13 protein-coding genes are annotated in these 13,749 nt (G+C 56.7%); 7 read left to right on the top strand and 6 right to left on the bottom strand.

The annotated features are described in order from the left end of the window. Positions 1–205 precede the first annotated feature (205 nt). Together prlC and rsmJ are read left to right on the top strand one after the other, a co-directional pair. Positions 206–2,248 carry an oligopeptidase A gene (prlC, locus tag F0319_RS13540; protein ID WP_059363924.1) on the top strand — a complete coding sequence of 681 codons (2,043 nt, stop codon included), beginning with the start codon at positions 206–208 and terminating at the stop codon, positions 2,246–2,248. Between the two features lie 7 nt (positions 2,249–2,255). After that, complete coding sequence (rsmJ, locus tag F0319_RS13535; protein WP_017384177.1) at positions 2,256–3,008, top strand: 16S rRNA (guanine(1516)-N(2))-methyltransferase RsmJ; 753 nt, start codon at positions 2,256–2,258, stop codon at positions 3,006–3,008. Positions 3,009–3,135: 127 nt separating this feature from the next. Here the strand turns inward: rsmJ and uspA are convergent, their stop codons facing one another. Next, the gene (gene uspA, locus F0319_RS13530) at positions 3,136–3,573 is read right to left on the bottom strand and encodes a universal stress protein UspA (RefSeq protein WP_003861223.1); all 438 of its coding nucleotides are present in this window, start codon (positions 3,571–3,573) and stop codon (positions 3,136–3,138) included. 283 nt (positions 3,574–3,856) lie between these two features. Here uspA and uspB point away from each other — a divergent pair, with 283 nt between their 5' ends. Continuing rightward, positions 3,857–4,192 carry a universal stress protein UspB gene (gene uspB / locus F0319_RS13525; protein ID WP_003861224.1) on the top strand — a complete coding sequence of 112 codons (336 nt, stop codon included), beginning with the start codon at positions 3,857–3,859 and terminating at the stop codon, positions 4,190–4,192. A gap of 54 nt (positions 4,193–4,246) precedes the next feature. On the opposite strand, the gene pitA is transcribed toward uspB, so the two are convergent. Next, positions 4,247–5,746 (bottom strand): inorganic phosphate transporter PitA, encoded by a 1,500-nt coding sequence (gene pitA / locus F0319_RS13520; protein WP_127732547.1) that lies wholly within the window; start codon positions 5,744–5,746, stop codon positions 4,247–4,249. 228 nt (positions 5,747–5,974) lie between these two features. Here pitA and F0319_RS13515 point away from each other — a divergent pair, with 228 nt between their 5' ends. Next, the gene (locus F0319_RS13515; protein WP_149367183.1) at positions 5,975–7,171 is read left to right on the top strand and encodes a BaiN/RdsA family NAD(P)/FAD-dependent oxidoreductase; all 1,197 of its coding nucleotides are present in this window, start codon (positions 5,975–5,977) and stop codon (positions 7,169–7,171) included. A 32-nt stretch (positions 7,172–7,203) separates the two neighbouring features. Here F0319_RS13515 and F0319_RS13510 read toward each other — a convergent pair whose 3' ends face one another. Both F0319_RS13510 and F0319_RS13505 read right to left on the bottom strand, forming a co-directional pair. Next, the gene (locus F0319_RS13510; RefSeq protein ID WP_149367182.1) at positions 7,204–8,142 is read right to left on the bottom strand and encodes an NAD(P)-dependent oxidoreductase; all 939 of its coding nucleotides are present in this window, start codon (positions 8,140–8,142) and stop codon (positions 7,204–7,206) included. Continuing rightward, the gene (locus F0319_RS13505; RefSeq protein WP_115876815.1) at positions 8,142–8,834 is read right to left on the bottom strand and encodes an RraA family protein; all 693 of its coding nucleotides are present in this window, start codon (positions 8,832–8,834) and stop codon (positions 8,142–8,144) included. The genes F0319_RS13510 and F0319_RS13505 overlap by 1 nt, the downstream gene beginning before the upstream one ends. A 169-nt stretch (positions 8,835–9,003) precedes the next feature. On the opposite strand from F0319_RS13505, the gene F0319_RS13500 reads away from it, so the two are divergent. Continuing rightward, positions 9,004–9,741, top strand: coding sequence for an IclR family transcriptional regulator (locus tag F0319_RS13500; RefSeq protein WP_111963718.1), 738 nt, complete (start codon positions 9,004–9,006; stop codon positions 9,739–9,741). A gap of 37 nt (positions 9,742–9,778) precedes the next feature. Here F0319_RS13500 and F0319_RS13495 read toward each other — a convergent pair whose 3' ends face one another. After that, the gene (locus F0319_RS13495) at positions 9,779–11,113 is read right to left on the bottom strand and encodes an MFS transporter (RefSeq protein WP_149367181.1); all 1,335 of its coding nucleotides are present in this window, start codon (positions 11,111–11,113) and stop codon (positions 9,779–9,781) included. A gap of 317 nt (positions 11,114–11,430) precedes the next feature. Between F0319_RS13495 and F0319_RS13490 the strand changes: the two genes are divergently transcribed. Further along, on the top strand, positions 11,431–11,829 hold the full coding sequence (locus tag F0319_RS13490) for a potassium channel family protein (RefSeq protein ID WP_115876818.1): 399 nt from the start codon (positions 11,431–11,433) through the stop codon (positions 11,827–11,829). 169 nt (positions 11,830–11,998) lie between these two features. Continuing rightward, a complete protein-coding gene (locus F0319_RS13485) occupies positions 11,999–13,024 on the top strand; it encodes a TerC/Alx family metal homeostasis membrane protein (protein WP_149367180.1) in 1,026 nt (341 codons plus the stop codon). A 60-nt stretch (positions 13,025–13,084) separates the two neighbouring features. Here the strand turns inward: F0319_RS13485 and F0319_RS13480 are convergent, their stop codons facing one another. After that, positions 13,085–13,747: an HAD family hydrolase gene (locus F0319_RS13480; protein ID WP_111963721.1), complete on the bottom strand. Its 663-nt coding sequence runs from the start codon at positions 13,745–13,747 to the stop codon at positions 13,085–13,087. Between the last annotated feature and the right edge of the window lie 2 nt (positions 13,748–13,749).

Genomic DNA, 13,749 nt, shown 5'->3' with positions numbered 1-13,749 from the left:
GTAATGATATTCCGCTGAATTGACGATTTGCCACAGTTTACAGCAGAACGGCAAAGATTACCCGTAGGCCCGGTAAGCGCAGCACCACCGGGCTCTTTTCGACAACGTCCGGCATTGAAATCCTCTACACTTAACCCCATTCTAGATCCCATATGCACAGCGCCGGATGCGCGCTTCATTCACCTATTTCAACAGGACAGCGTTTATGACCAATCCATTACTGACGCCTTTTTCGTTGCCACCGTTTTCTAAAATCCTCCCCGAGCATGTGGTTCCAGCGGTTACGCAATCGCTGGACAACTGCCGCGCGGCGGTAGAAAGCGTGGTCGCGCAGGGCGGGCCGTACACCTGGGAAAATCTGTGTCAGCCGCTGGCCGAAGTGGACGACGTGCTGGGGCGTATCTTCTCCCCGGTAAGCCACCTGAACTCGGTAAAAAACAGCCCGGAACTGCGCGAAGCCTACGAACAGACCCTGCCGCTGCTCTCTGAATACAGCACCTGGGTCGGCCAGCACGAAGGGCTCTACAAAGCCTACCGCGACCTGCGCGACGGCGACCATTATGCCGAACTGAACACGGCGCAGAAAAAATCGGTCGATAACGCCCTGCGTGATTTCGAGCTGTCCGGGATTGGCCTGCCAAAAGAGAAACAAACCCGCTACGGTGAAATCGCCGCGCGCCTGTCCGAACTGGGCAACCAGTACAGCAACAACGTGCTCGACGCCACCATGGGCTGGACGAAGCTGATTACCGACGAAGCGGAGCTGGCGGGCATGCCGGAAAGCGCGCTGGCGGCGGCAAAAGCCCAGGCCGAGGCGAAAGAGCAGGACGGTTTCCTGCTAACCCTGGATATCCCGAGCTATCTGCCGGTAATGACCTACTGCGACAACCAGGCCCTGCGCGAAGAGATGTACCGCGCCTACAGCACCCGCGCCTCCGATCAGGGGCCGAATGCCGGTAAGTGGGACAACAGCCCGGTCATGGCGGAAATCCTCGCCCTGCGCCACGAGCTGGCCCAGCTGCTGGGCTTCGAAAACTACGCCGATAAATCCCTCGCCACCAAAATGGCGGAGAACCCGCAGCAGGTGCTCGACTTCCTGACCGATCTGGCGAAACGCGCCCGTCCGCAGGGTGAAAAAGAGCTGGCCCAGCTGCGCGCCTTCGCGAAAGCGGAGTTCGGCGTGGACGAGCTGCAGCCATGGGATATCGCGTACTACAGCGAAAAACAGAAGCAGCACCTCTACAGCATCAGCGACGAGCAGCTGCGCCCGTACTTCCCGGAAAACAAAGCCGTTAACGGCCTGTTCGAGGTGGTGAAGCGCATCTATGGCATCACCGCCAAAGAGCGTACCGATATCGACGTCTGGCATCCGGACGTGCGCTTCTTTGAGCTTTATGACGAGAAAAACGAACTGCGCGGCAGCTTCTACCTCGATCTCTACGCGCGTGAAAACAAGCGCGGCGGGGCGTGGATGGACGACTGCGTGGGCCAGATGCGTAAAGCAGACGGTTCTCTGCAGAAGCCGGTCGCCTACCTGACCTGTAACTTCAACCGTCCGGTGAACGGCAAACCTGCGCTCTTTACCCACGATGAAGTGATCACCCTGTTCCACGAGTTCGGTCACGGCCTGCACCATATGCTGACCCGCATCGAAACCGCAGGCGTGGCAGGCATCAGCGGTGTACCGTGGGATGCGGTCGAGCTGCCGAGCCAGTTTATGGAAAACTGGTGCTGGGAGCCGGACGCGCTGGCGTTTATCTCCGGCCACTACGAGACCGGCGAACCGCTGCCGAAAGAGCTGCTGGACAAAATGCTGGCGGCGAAAAACTACCAGGCGGCGATGTTTATCCTGCGCCAGCTGGAGTTCGGCCTGTTCGACTTCCGCCTGCACGCCGAGTTCAGCCCGGAGCAGGGTGCGAAGATTCTTGAAACCCTGGCCGAGATTAAAAAGCAGGTCGCCGTGATCCCTGGGCCAACCTGGGGCCGCTTCCCGCACGCGTTCAGCCACATCTTCGCTGGCGGCTACGCGGCGGGTTACTACAGCTACCTGTGGGCCGACGTGCTGGCGGCGGATGCCTTCTCTCGTTTCGAAGAAGAGGGGATTTTCAACCGCGAAACCGGCCAGTCGTTCCTCGACAACATCCTGACCCGCGGTGGTTCCGAAGAGCCGATGGTGCTGTTCAAACGCTTCCGCGGCCGCGAGCCGCAGCTGGATGCGATGCTTGAGCATTACGGGATCAAAGGCTGATTGTTACGTGAAGATCTGCTTAGTGGATGAAACGGGCGCCGGAGACGGCGCCTTATCTGTTCTGGCCGCCCGCTGGGGGCTGGAACATGATGAAGATAACCTGATGGCGCTGGTGATGACACCAGAACATCTCGAATTACGTAAGCGCGATGAACCGAAGCTCGGCGGGATTTTCGTCGATTTTGTCGGCGGCGCGATGGCGCACCGGCGCAAGTTCGGTGGCGGTCGTGGTGAAGCGGTGGCCAAAGCGGTTGGCATCAAAGGGAGCTACCTCCCGGACGTGGTCGATGCCACTGCGGGGCTGGGGCGCGATGCGTTTGTGCTGGCGTCTGTTGGCTGTCGCGTGCGGATGCTGGAGCGTAATCCGGTGGTCGCTGCGCTGCTCGACGACGGGCTGACGCGAGGCTATGCGGACCCGGAAATCGGCCCGTGGTTGCAGGAACGATTGCAGCTGATTCACGCCTCCAGCCTGACGGCGCTGACCGATATCACCCCGCGCCCACAGGTGGTCTATCTCGACCCGATGTTCCCGCACAAGCAGAAAAGCGCGCTGGTGAAGAAAGAGATGCGGGTGTTTCAGTCTCTGGTGGGGCCTGATCTGGATGCGGATGGCCTGCTGGAGCCGGCTCGTCAGCTGGCGACGAAGCGGGTGGTGGTGAAGCGCCCTGACTATGCGCCGCCGCTGGCGGACGTGGCGACCACTAACGCGGTGACCACCAAAGGGCACCGGTTTGATATTTATTCGGGGACACCGGAATAGTGCGGGCTGATGCCCTAACCCTCTCCCACAGGGAGAGGGAACAAACACTAAAAACGGCAACTATGTTGCCGTTTTGCTTTTACCTTGTAGGCCCGTTAAGCGTTAGCGCCACCGGGCTTTTTTGCGCTTACTCGTCTTCTTCGTCACGCAGTGGAACAATCAGCATATCCACGTGAACGGTATTAATCAGCTGGCGAGCGGAAGACATCAGCTTGCTCCAGAAGTCCTGATGGTGACCGCACACCACCAGGTCCATGTCGTATTTCTTGATCGCATCAACCAATACCTGGCCCAGGTCGCCGCTGCCGCTCAGGGTTTCGGTAATCGGATAGCCCGCGTTGGTGGAGAGTTCGCTCAGGGCGTGGTGCGTCTCTTCGGAGATACGCTTCTGCATGTCGCCTAAATTGACGTCGATCAGACCGGTGTAGAGGTCGGAGTAATTCACATCAACGTGAATCAGCGAAACTTTCGCGTTGTAGGGACGTGCCATGGATACCGCTTTATCAACCAGCACTTTGCTCTCCGGAGAGAGGTCTACCGCGATGAGAATGTGTTTGTAAGCCATAGTGTTACTCCTTCCTTAAGTTATCGATGACTAAATAGGAAAGCCGTCGTCTGATGCTTTCATTACGGCCCAGTTAAACATATTTTTCAAGCTTTGGTGTTGATAACGATTAACCTTGTGGCAAAAAAATTAACGGATCTCCTACACTATTAAATGAGCCGTTCGGATATTAAAACGCGAACCGGATCGACTTTTGGTCATTCTTTCACTGAACTGTCTGTCAGGGCATTGGGGTGCGGTAGCTCAGAAGCCTTGCTTCGTGGGCGGACGCCGGGGAGGATGTATGATTAGCACCGTCGCATTGTTTTGGGCGTTATGCGTGGTTTGCATAGTGAATATGGCGCGCTACTTCTCATCGTTACGTGCGCTGTTAGTGGTACTTCGTGGTTGCGATCCGTTGCTTTATCAGTATGTGGACGGTGGAGGGTTCTTCACCTCGCATGGACAGCCCAGCAAACAGATGCGTCTGGTGGGATACATCTACTACCAGCGCTACCGCGATCATCACGACGAAGAATTTATCCGTCGCTGCGAGCGCCTGCGTCGTCAGTTCATTTTGACCAGCGCCCTGTGTGGCCTGGTCGTGGTCAGCATGATTGCATTGATGATTTGGCACTGAGCATAAAAAAAGCGGGTCAGGAAACTGACCCGCTTTTTTGTCGCCTTCAACCGATTAAATCAGCTTCAGCGAAATCCAGTACAGCCCGCCAGAGAGCAGGATGGATGCCGGAAGGGTGAACACCCAGGCCATCAGAATGTTGGTCACGGTTTTGCGCTGCAGGCCGCCACCGTCAACAATCATGGTACCTGCTACGGACGAGGAGAGTACGTGGGTGGTGGATACCGGCATACCGGTGTAGCTCGCCAGACCGATAGACACTGCCGCCGTCATCTGCGCGGACATGCCCTGCGCATAGGTCATGCCTTTCTTACCGATCTTCTCGCCGATGGTGGTCGCCACACGACGCCAGCCAATCATCGTACCGATACCGAGCGCCAGCGCGACGGCCATGATGATCCAGATTGGCGCGTACTCAATGGTGTTGAGCATATCGCCTTTCAGTTTCTTCAGCAGACGCTGGTCGTCAACATTCACGTCAGGCAGCTTCGCCACTTTATCCGTCACATCAGAGATGCACAGCATAATGCGACGCAGCTGACCACGCTGCTCAACGGTCAGTTTGTCATAACTTTCGATATTGCCCAGCATCCCTTTGGCACGTTCCAGCGCGTTAATCGCGTTTGCCGGATGGCAGTGGAACTCGCCAGGTGCAGTCGTGGCACCGGCTTCCGGAGAAGGGATCAGCTGGTCAACGCCGGTCGCTTTTTTCAGCAGCTCAGGGTGCTGCTGGAAATAAGTTTCAACGTTGTTGACCGCATCGCGGGTACGGGTAATTTCGTAGCCGGAGGCGTTCATGTTAACCACGAAGCCTGCCGGAGCAACACCGATCAGTACCAGCATCACCAGACCAATGCCTTTCTGACCATCGTTCGCGCCGTGTGAGAAAGCCACGCCGATAGCGGAAATGATCAGGGCAATACGCGTCCAGAATGGCGGCTTTTTCTTGCCGTCTTTCTTTTCACGCTCTGCCGGCGTCAGGTGAATACGGGAGCGTTTTTTGGTATTGCTCCAGTAACGACGCAGGATGAAGATCAGCCCGCCCGCCACCACCAGACCCACGATAGGGGAGACGATGAGAGAGGCAAAGATCCCCAGTACTTTCGGGATATTTAACGCATCAACAACCGAGGTACCGGTCATGAGGGCGTTGGTTAACCCGATACCGATAATCGCGCCGATGAGGGTGTGAGAACTGGATGCAGGCAGGCCGAAATACCAGGTACCGAGGTTCCAGATAATTGCAGCAAGCAGCATTGAGAACACCATAGCGAGGCCATGGCCAGAACTAACGTTAAGCAGCAGATCCGTTGGCAGCATATGCACAATCGCATACGCAACGCTCAGCCCGCCCAGGAGGACACCAAAAAAGTTAAATACTGCCGCCATAACAACCGCAAGCTGCGATCGCATTGCGCGAGTGTAGATAACCGTCGCTACTGCGTTTGCAGTGTCGTGGAAGCCGTTGATCGCTTCGTAAAACAGTACAAAAACCAGAGCAAGCAATAATAAAAGCCCGGTATGTAAATCCAGGCCGGCAAACAAATGTAGCATAGGACGTTACGCCATTTTGAGGACATGAACGCGGCGCATTATCCAGGACAAATGCGCGGCGGGCAAAGTGAAATATAGACTTTTTTTGACATACCACCTGATTTGAGAAAAGGGCCAGAAAGGATATTCTTTAAATTTCAATGAAATGCCTTTGTAATATCTTTTTACGCTGGTGTGACCACATAGGAAACTTTACAATCCGCGGCAGTTAACAAAGAGGGTTTTGACGTGGAAAGGTTTGATGCCGTGGTAATTGGCGCCGGTGCGGCGGGGATGTTTTTTGCGGCAATGGCCGGACAGGCGGGTCGTCGCGTGCTGCTGCTGGATAACGGTAAAAAGCCAGGCCGTAAGATCCTGATGTCCGGCGGCGGGCGCTGCAACTTTACTAATCTATATGTTGAACCCGCGGCCTATTTGAGCCAAAACCGTCATTTTTGTAAATCTGCGCTGGCGCGTTATACCCAGTGGGACTTTATCGACCTGGTCGGTAAGCACGGTATCGCATGGCATGAAAAAACGCTGGGACAGCTGTTCTGCGACGACTCCGCGCAGCAGATTGTCGATATGCTGGTGGCCGAGTGCGAGAAGGGCGGCGTGGTCATGCGCCTGCGCACCGAGGTGCTGGAGGTTTCCCGCGACGACCAGGGCTACACGCTGCAGCTCAACGGCGAAACCGTCAGCGCCGATAATCTGGTGATTGCCAGCGGCGGCCTGTCCATGCCGGGGCTGGGCGCTTCCCCGTTCGGCTATAAAATCGCCGAGCAGTTTGGCCTGAAAGTCCTGCCGACGCGCGCCGGGCTGGTGCCGTTCACGCTGCATAAGCCGCTTCTCGAGCAGCTTCAGACGCTGTCCGGCGTGTCCGTTCCCTCCGTCATTACCGCCGAAGACGGGACCGTGTTCCGTGAAAACCTGCTCTTTACCCATCGCGGCCTCTCCGGCCCTGCGGTACTGCAAATCTCAAGCTACTGGCAGCCGGGGGAATTCGTCACGGTTAACCTGCTCCCCGATTGCGATCTCGACGCGTTCCTTAACGAGCAGCGTACCGCACACCCGAACCAGAGCCTGAAAAATACCCTGGCAATGCAGCTACCAAAACGTCTGGTGGAATGTTTGCAGGTGCTGGGGCAGATCCCCGACGTGTCGCTCAAGCAGCTTAACAGCCGCGAGCAGAATGTTCTGGTGGAGACCCTGACAAACTGGCGCGTGCAGCCAAACGGCACGGAAGGCTACCGCACCGCGGAAGTTACGCTGGGCGGGGTCGACACGAATGAGCTCTCTTCCCGCACCATGGAAGCGCGCAACGTGCCGGGGCTCTATTTTATTGGCGAAGTGATGGACGTGACCGGCTGGCTCGGCGGGTACAACTTCCAGTGGGCATGGGCAAGTGCCTGGGCGTGTGCTCAGGCGCTGGCAGAAGACAAGTGACATAAGCGCGCTGCCACTCGTCGCGGTTGGCTTTACGGGCTGACGGTGGTGACGTCCATCACGGCCAGAATATTGCTCGCGGCCACGGTCCCCATCTTGATGTATGACGCTGCGGTAACGCCGCCAATATGCGGTGAAATAACCACGTTTTCTACGGACTGCCAGAGATGTGGCGCGGTCAGCGGCTCGTGGGGAAAGCTGTCCAGCGCTGCGCTGTGCAGCGTGCCATCCTGGAGCGCCGCCAGTAACGATTCACTGTGGATCAGTCCGCCGCGTGCCGTATTGACCAGAATGGCGTTCCGCTTGCAGTGTGCAAGCGTCTCGCTATTGATCATCCCGCGATTCTCATCGGTTAGCGGACAGTGCAAAGAGATGACATCGGAACGGGAAAGAAGTCCGGTCAGCGTCTCTGCGCGTTCGCACAGGGCAGGCATGGACTTAGCATAGGGATCGTAAGCCAGCACCTTCATGCCGAAGGCGTGACCAATAGTCGCCACGCGCGAGCCGATAGCGCCCAATCCGATTAGCCCCAGCGTTAAGCCCTCCAGCTCAATGGATTTATGCGTCGCCTTATCCCAGTGCCCGTCCCGTAACCGCTTGTCCAGAGGCACCACGGACTTTGCGCAGGCGAGGATCAGCGCCCAGGTATGTTCAGCCACTGCCGCCGCGTTTGCGCCTGGGGCCGCGCGGACGGCGATATTGCGTTCGGCCGCTGCCGTCTGGTCTATCACATCGATCCCGCTTCCGTGCTTGGAAATAACCTGCAGAGCCGGGGCGGCATCCATAACCTTCGCGGTGATCCTGCCGTAACGTACCAGGATCGCCACAGGATTGTGTCGTTCACACAGCGCGATCAGGTCATCTTCTGTCGGCTGGCGGCCCGCAAACACCACCTCAAAGCCCTGCAAAATCACCATGGCCTGCTCCGCCAGGTCGCTTCCGGTAACCAGAACTACGTCTTTGCCCCCCATCACAGCGTCTCCCCGTCGGTCAACATACCGGCCTTACGAAGCGCGTCATCAAGCCAGTGTGGACGCAAATCGCCTTCACGGATGGCAGCAAGACGCCGGGTCTCCATCTCAAGCTTTTCTTTTGCCAGCGCGATAACCTGCTGAACCTCATCGCGCGGGATGACGACCACGCCGTCGATATCCGCCACAACCAGATCCCCGGCCTGAACCGTCGCCCCGGCGACTGAAATGGGATGATTAACCCGGCCAGAAATTAACTTTGTCGGGCCGCAGGGGTTCAGGCCGGCAGAAAAGACAGGGTAGTGGCCTTTGCTCAGAGAATCGGCGTCACGTACAGCGCCGTCAATAATGATGCCCGCAATGCCGCTTGCCTGAGCCTGAGTAGCCATGATTTCGCCCAGCAGCGCGCAGCTCAGGTCGCCTTTGCCATCGACGACCAGGACATCGCCGGGCTGCGCAACCGCCATCGCGGCATGAATCGCCAGATTATCCCCCGGACGGACTTCCACGGTGATGGCTGGACCCGCAACGGACATGTGTGGGGCCAGCGGTTTGATGCGGCCGTGAAGCGTACCGCGGCGACCGGCCACGTCGGCCAGAATGGCTGCCTGATACTCGGCTGCCCGACGAACATCCTCGGCAGAAACGCGTTCGAACTGGCGATTAATCGGTTTTTTTTCAGAAACGGACATGAATGTCTCCATATTGTTTTACTGAGTACAATGCAGGTGTACAGAACAAAACAACTATAGCGGTGTTGCTTTCCTTTTAGCCAGACCCGAGGTGGCGTTTGTGATGTAAACACGAAGTGACTCACAAAATTTGAGGTACACTCACTGCCGGGCTAACAAGGAGATAATGATGGGGAATGAAGGCGTTGTAGCGGTTGAAAAAGCGCTGGCTTTACTGGATTGCTTCCGTCCTGGAGATGAGAGCCTGACGCTGACCGCGCTGGCACAGCTGTCGGGTTATCACAAAACCACGGTTTACCGCCTGATGAATTCTCTTGAACGGATGAATTACGTCGTCAGGCATGAAGACGGCAATTATGCGCTTGGCCCACGTCTGCTTTACCTCGGCAAGCTGTATGAACAATCTTTCCATCTTTCGCGGGTGGTTCAGCCAGAGCTTCAGGCGCTCTCCCTGGCGTCTCAGGAGAGTGCCAGCTGGTATGTGCTGGAGGGTGGGCAGCGCCTTTGCCTGTTTCGCGCGGAAGCGTCGCACGGCCTGCGACACAGCAATCTTCCCGGCAGCCAGTTCCCGCTCGATAATTCGGCCATTAGTAAGGTCTTGCGCCATTGGGGGCTCAATGAAAGCCTGCCGGAGGGAGAAGCAGAACTCCCTTTCTATACGTCAGGCGCACGCGATCCCCACACCGCGGCGTTTGCGATGCCCGTCTTCGGCGTTCACGACAAGCTGGTTGCGGCGTTAGCCCTGACCGGCCCCATCTCACGGCTGACGGAAGATCGTCGTGAGAAGGAGATAGGGCCATTGATGAAGGCGGCGGCCAGCCGTCTGTCGCAGAAAATGGGAGCCAGTAAGCCCTTCTGTCAGCAGTTCTTTGGTGAAACGAGCGACGCGGCGGAAGAAAATCTTTAAACGCAGAAGCGGGACATTTGTCCCGCTTCTGTCATCACTAATGTGTGACCTGTTTTTCGTGTAGCTGAGCGTTGCGGGCCTGCCGTCCCATAATGAGCACCGCGATACCCCCGGCCAGGCAAAGCGCGGCTAGCGGAAGCATAGCCAGCGTGTAGCTGCCCGTTCTCTCGCTGATCATGCCGTAGGCATTTACCATTACCGCCCCGCCAATCAGGTTCGCGATGGCGCCAATCGCGGCCAGCCCCGCCGCTGCCGAGGAGCTGCTCATCCATCCGGATGCCAGCGCCCAGAAAGGTCCTTTCATAGAATACGCACCCGTCAGGATAATGCTCAGGATCACGATAGTGGCAAAGAGCGAGACGCTTACAAAGGCAGCGAACACGCCCGCAGCAATCATGAACAGCGTCAGCGCGGTATGCCAGCGGCGTTCGTTGGTGCGATCGGAGTGTCGTCCCCAGACAATCATCAGAACCGATGCCAGGCCGTAAGGAATGGCGTTAAGCAGACCTGTCTCAAGATTATCGAGATGGAAGGATTTCAGCAGTTGAGGAGACCAGACGCTGATGGTGGTGCCCGCGGAAGATGCACCCGCGTAAATCAGGGCCATCAGCCAGATCTGACGATGCTTTAGCAACTGCCACGTGGTCTGGTGTCCAATGTTCTTTTGCTGGCTACGCTCGGTTTCCAGCGTGGTTTCCAGCCACTTTTTCTGTTCATTGCTCAGCCATTTCGCCTGATGAGGGCGATCCCGGAGAATAAACCAGGCCGCAATACCCAGCAGCACCGCAGGTAAGCCTTCAATGATGAACAGCAGATGCCAGCCGCGAAGACCCAGCCAGCCATCCAGCGACAGTATCAATCCTGAAAGCGGGGAACCGATGAAGTTAGCGAGCGGGATGGCGACCATAAAGGACGCAATAATGCGCGCGCGGTAGCGGGAAGGGATCCACCAGGTCAGATACAGCACGACGCCTGGGAAGAAGCCTGCTTCCGCTGCCCCGAGAAGAAAACGGACGATATAGAGCGACGTGGTGTTTTGAACCAGCGCCATGCCCATGGAGACGATGCCCCAGCTGATCATAATGCGCGGGATCCACAGCCGGGCGCCGACTTTCTGCATGGCCAGATTACTGGGTACCTCAAACAAAAAATAGGCCACGAAGTAAAGGCTGCTGGCGAAGCCAAACGCCGCTTTGCTGAGGCCAAGGTCCTCATTCATCTGCAGCGAAGCCATGCCGATATTCCCGCGATCGATAATGGAGACCAGGTAACTGACAATCAGAAACGGGAGAATACGCCAGATCACCTTCCGCATCGTCTCTCTTTCTATGTCCTCGGTGGCGGTCGCGCCGTTACGTAAATGTTCTGTCATTGTATCCTCGCAGGGTGTGTTCTTGGTTTTATTAGGTACAACTTAGTTTTATTAAACAAAACCACTATAGCGACGGCGCGTTATTTTTATCCAGTTAATGGAAGGTTTAAATGATGTAAATAAGAGGTGACTCACAGATAGTGCGCTGCGGATATAGCGTTTTCAGCTGCTAACCAGCCGCAAGCTGGTCGTGTCGCTAGAGAAATAATCACGCAACGCAATTATTGCACCAACTTTTCCTCTCCATTCAACTAAGCTTCGACCAGATGCCTCGCCGCGCTCGCGGGGCCATACTCCCTTTGGTCAGAGCACGCATCATGCAGCTACTCAGTATTATTATTTTGCTTACCCTAACCGTGGTGATTCATTCGCTGTGGATGTTTGGCGTTTTAAAATTCATTAAATTAGACGTCGATTCTGCGGTACGCATTGTTTTACGCAATGTCGGTATCGTGATCTCTATGATCTTCGCCCATCTCCTGGAAGCCGGGCTGTTTGCGGCGTTTTATTTTGTCATCGACGCGTTTAATGACTGGAACACCAGCTTCTACTTTTCGCTGGTGAGCTATGCGACGGTAGGGTACGGCGACGTCACGTTACCCCAGCACTGGCGGCTCATCGGCGGGGTGGAGGGACTGGTGGGCGCGTTGATGGTAGGCTGGTCTGTAGCGGTTCTGGTGGCGGTGCTGCAGCGCTTGCGCGGAATGAGCGCCTAAACGGCAGATGCGCGATCCCCGCCTGGTAAGGTAAAGTACACCCCTCTTTACGTAGCCGACAGGGCTGCGGCTTTGAGGGTGAAAAGGCTGATTAACAGCCCACCCTTTTCTGTTCCTGGTTTACGCCAGTTTGCATGGTGTTGTGTTTTGTCTGCCAAAAGGGTTTTGTATGTCTGCTGCTCATCTCGGTTTCCCGACTGAAACCGTTGTTGTCTTTGTGGTGATGGCCGTTGGGGCGATGTTTATCGACCTCTTTATGCACCGTCACGATAAACCGATCTCGCTGAAAAGCGCGGCGATGTGGTCCGTTTTCTGGGTCATGATGGCGATGGCCTTCGCCGGGTTCCTGTACGTTCACCACGGCGCCGAGATGGCGAGCCTGTTCCTCACCGGCTACGCGCTGGAAGAGGTGCTTTCCGTCGATAACCTGTTCGTGATGATGGCGATCTTCGCCTGGTTCGGCGTGCCGGATAAGTACCGTCACCGCGTGCTCTACTGGGGCGTGCTGGGGGCAATTGTCTTCCGCGGCATCTTTGTGGCTATCGGGACCAGCCTGCTAAGCCTTGGGCCGTACGTTGAGGTTATTTTCGCGCTGGTCGTAGGCTGGACGGCGGTGATGATGCTCCGACGCAATGAAGAGAGTGACGAAGTGGAAGATTACTCGGGTCATCTCGCCTATCGTCTGGTGAAGCGCTTCTATCCGGTCTGGCCAAAAATCAGCAGCAATGCCTTTATTCTGACGCAGAAAGCGGTGGATGCGGAGCTTGAAAAGCCGGAAAACCAGGACGTGATGGTCGGACGCGTGAAGAAGGCGAAGCGCTATGCGACGCCGCTATTACTTTGCGTGGCCGTCGTCGAACTCTCTGACGTGATGTTCGCGTTTGACTCCGTGCCGGCCATTATTGCCGTGAGCCGCGAACCGCTGATTATTTACAGCGCCATGATGTTCGCCATTCTTGGCCTGCGTACGCTTTACTTCGTGCTGGAAGCGCTGAAGCAGTATCTGGTGCATCTCGAGAAGGCGGTGGTGCTTCTGCTGTTCTTCGTGGCGTTCAAGCTGGGGTTAAATGCCACCGATCACTTCTGGCATCACGGTTACAGCATTGGCGCCACGGCCAGCCTGTTTGTGGTATTGGGCGTGCTGGCGCTGGGAATTATTGCGAGCGTGATGTTCCCGGGAAAACGTGAGGCCTGATGCATCGTTTTTTTCCCTCTCCCTGTGGGAGAGGGCCGGGGTGAGGGCACCAGAATGCACCTAACCCTTAATCGGTGAATTCCGACGCTTGCGCGGGTGATGGAAGTGCCGCCAGTGCGGATCCTGCGCCGCCGCCAGCAGCTCGTGGTCGCCGCGGGTGTCACCCCAGGCGCGCAGGTGATAGGCGTTGAGATCGCCATACACTTTTTCCAGCCTGGCCACCTTCTGGGCGCAGCGGCAGTTATTGCCCGTGATGCGCCCCGTCAGCTTGCCGTCTTTCACTTCCAGCTGCGTGCCAATCAGCTTAATGCCCAGTTTGTCAGCCCACGGCTGGAGCACCAGCGCCGGGGATGCGGAACAGATGGTCACTTCCGCACCGGAATTCACCTCAGCCGCCACCGCCAGAACCCCTTCGGGGCGCATCAGCTTGTTCCAGTATTTTTCGCAAAACGCTTCCGCCTGCTGGCGCAACCAGTGTTCATCCACGCCCGTCAGGAACGTTTTAATCAGCACTTCCTTCAGCTCATCGCGCGTCAGCTTGCGACGCACGCAGTGGAGCGTGGGCAGCGCCATACGCACCAGGCGGCCCGCGAAGTAACGTTTACCGAAGGCAAAACGCAGGAAAGGAATAAAGCTGTCGTGGTGCGTTAACGTCCCGTCAAAGTCAAAGACAGAGAGCACGTTAGATTTTGCCACCGTCTCGTCGGCAATCATATTGGTCATAA

This window comes from Enterobacter vonholyi (assembly GCF_008364555.1).
GTDB lineage: Bacteria > Pseudomonadota > Gammaproteobacteria > Enterobacterales > Enterobacteriaceae > Enterobacter > Enterobacter vonholyi.
Note: the sequence above shows the minus strand (reverse complement) of the source record. Positions and strands in the feature narration are given on the sequence as shown.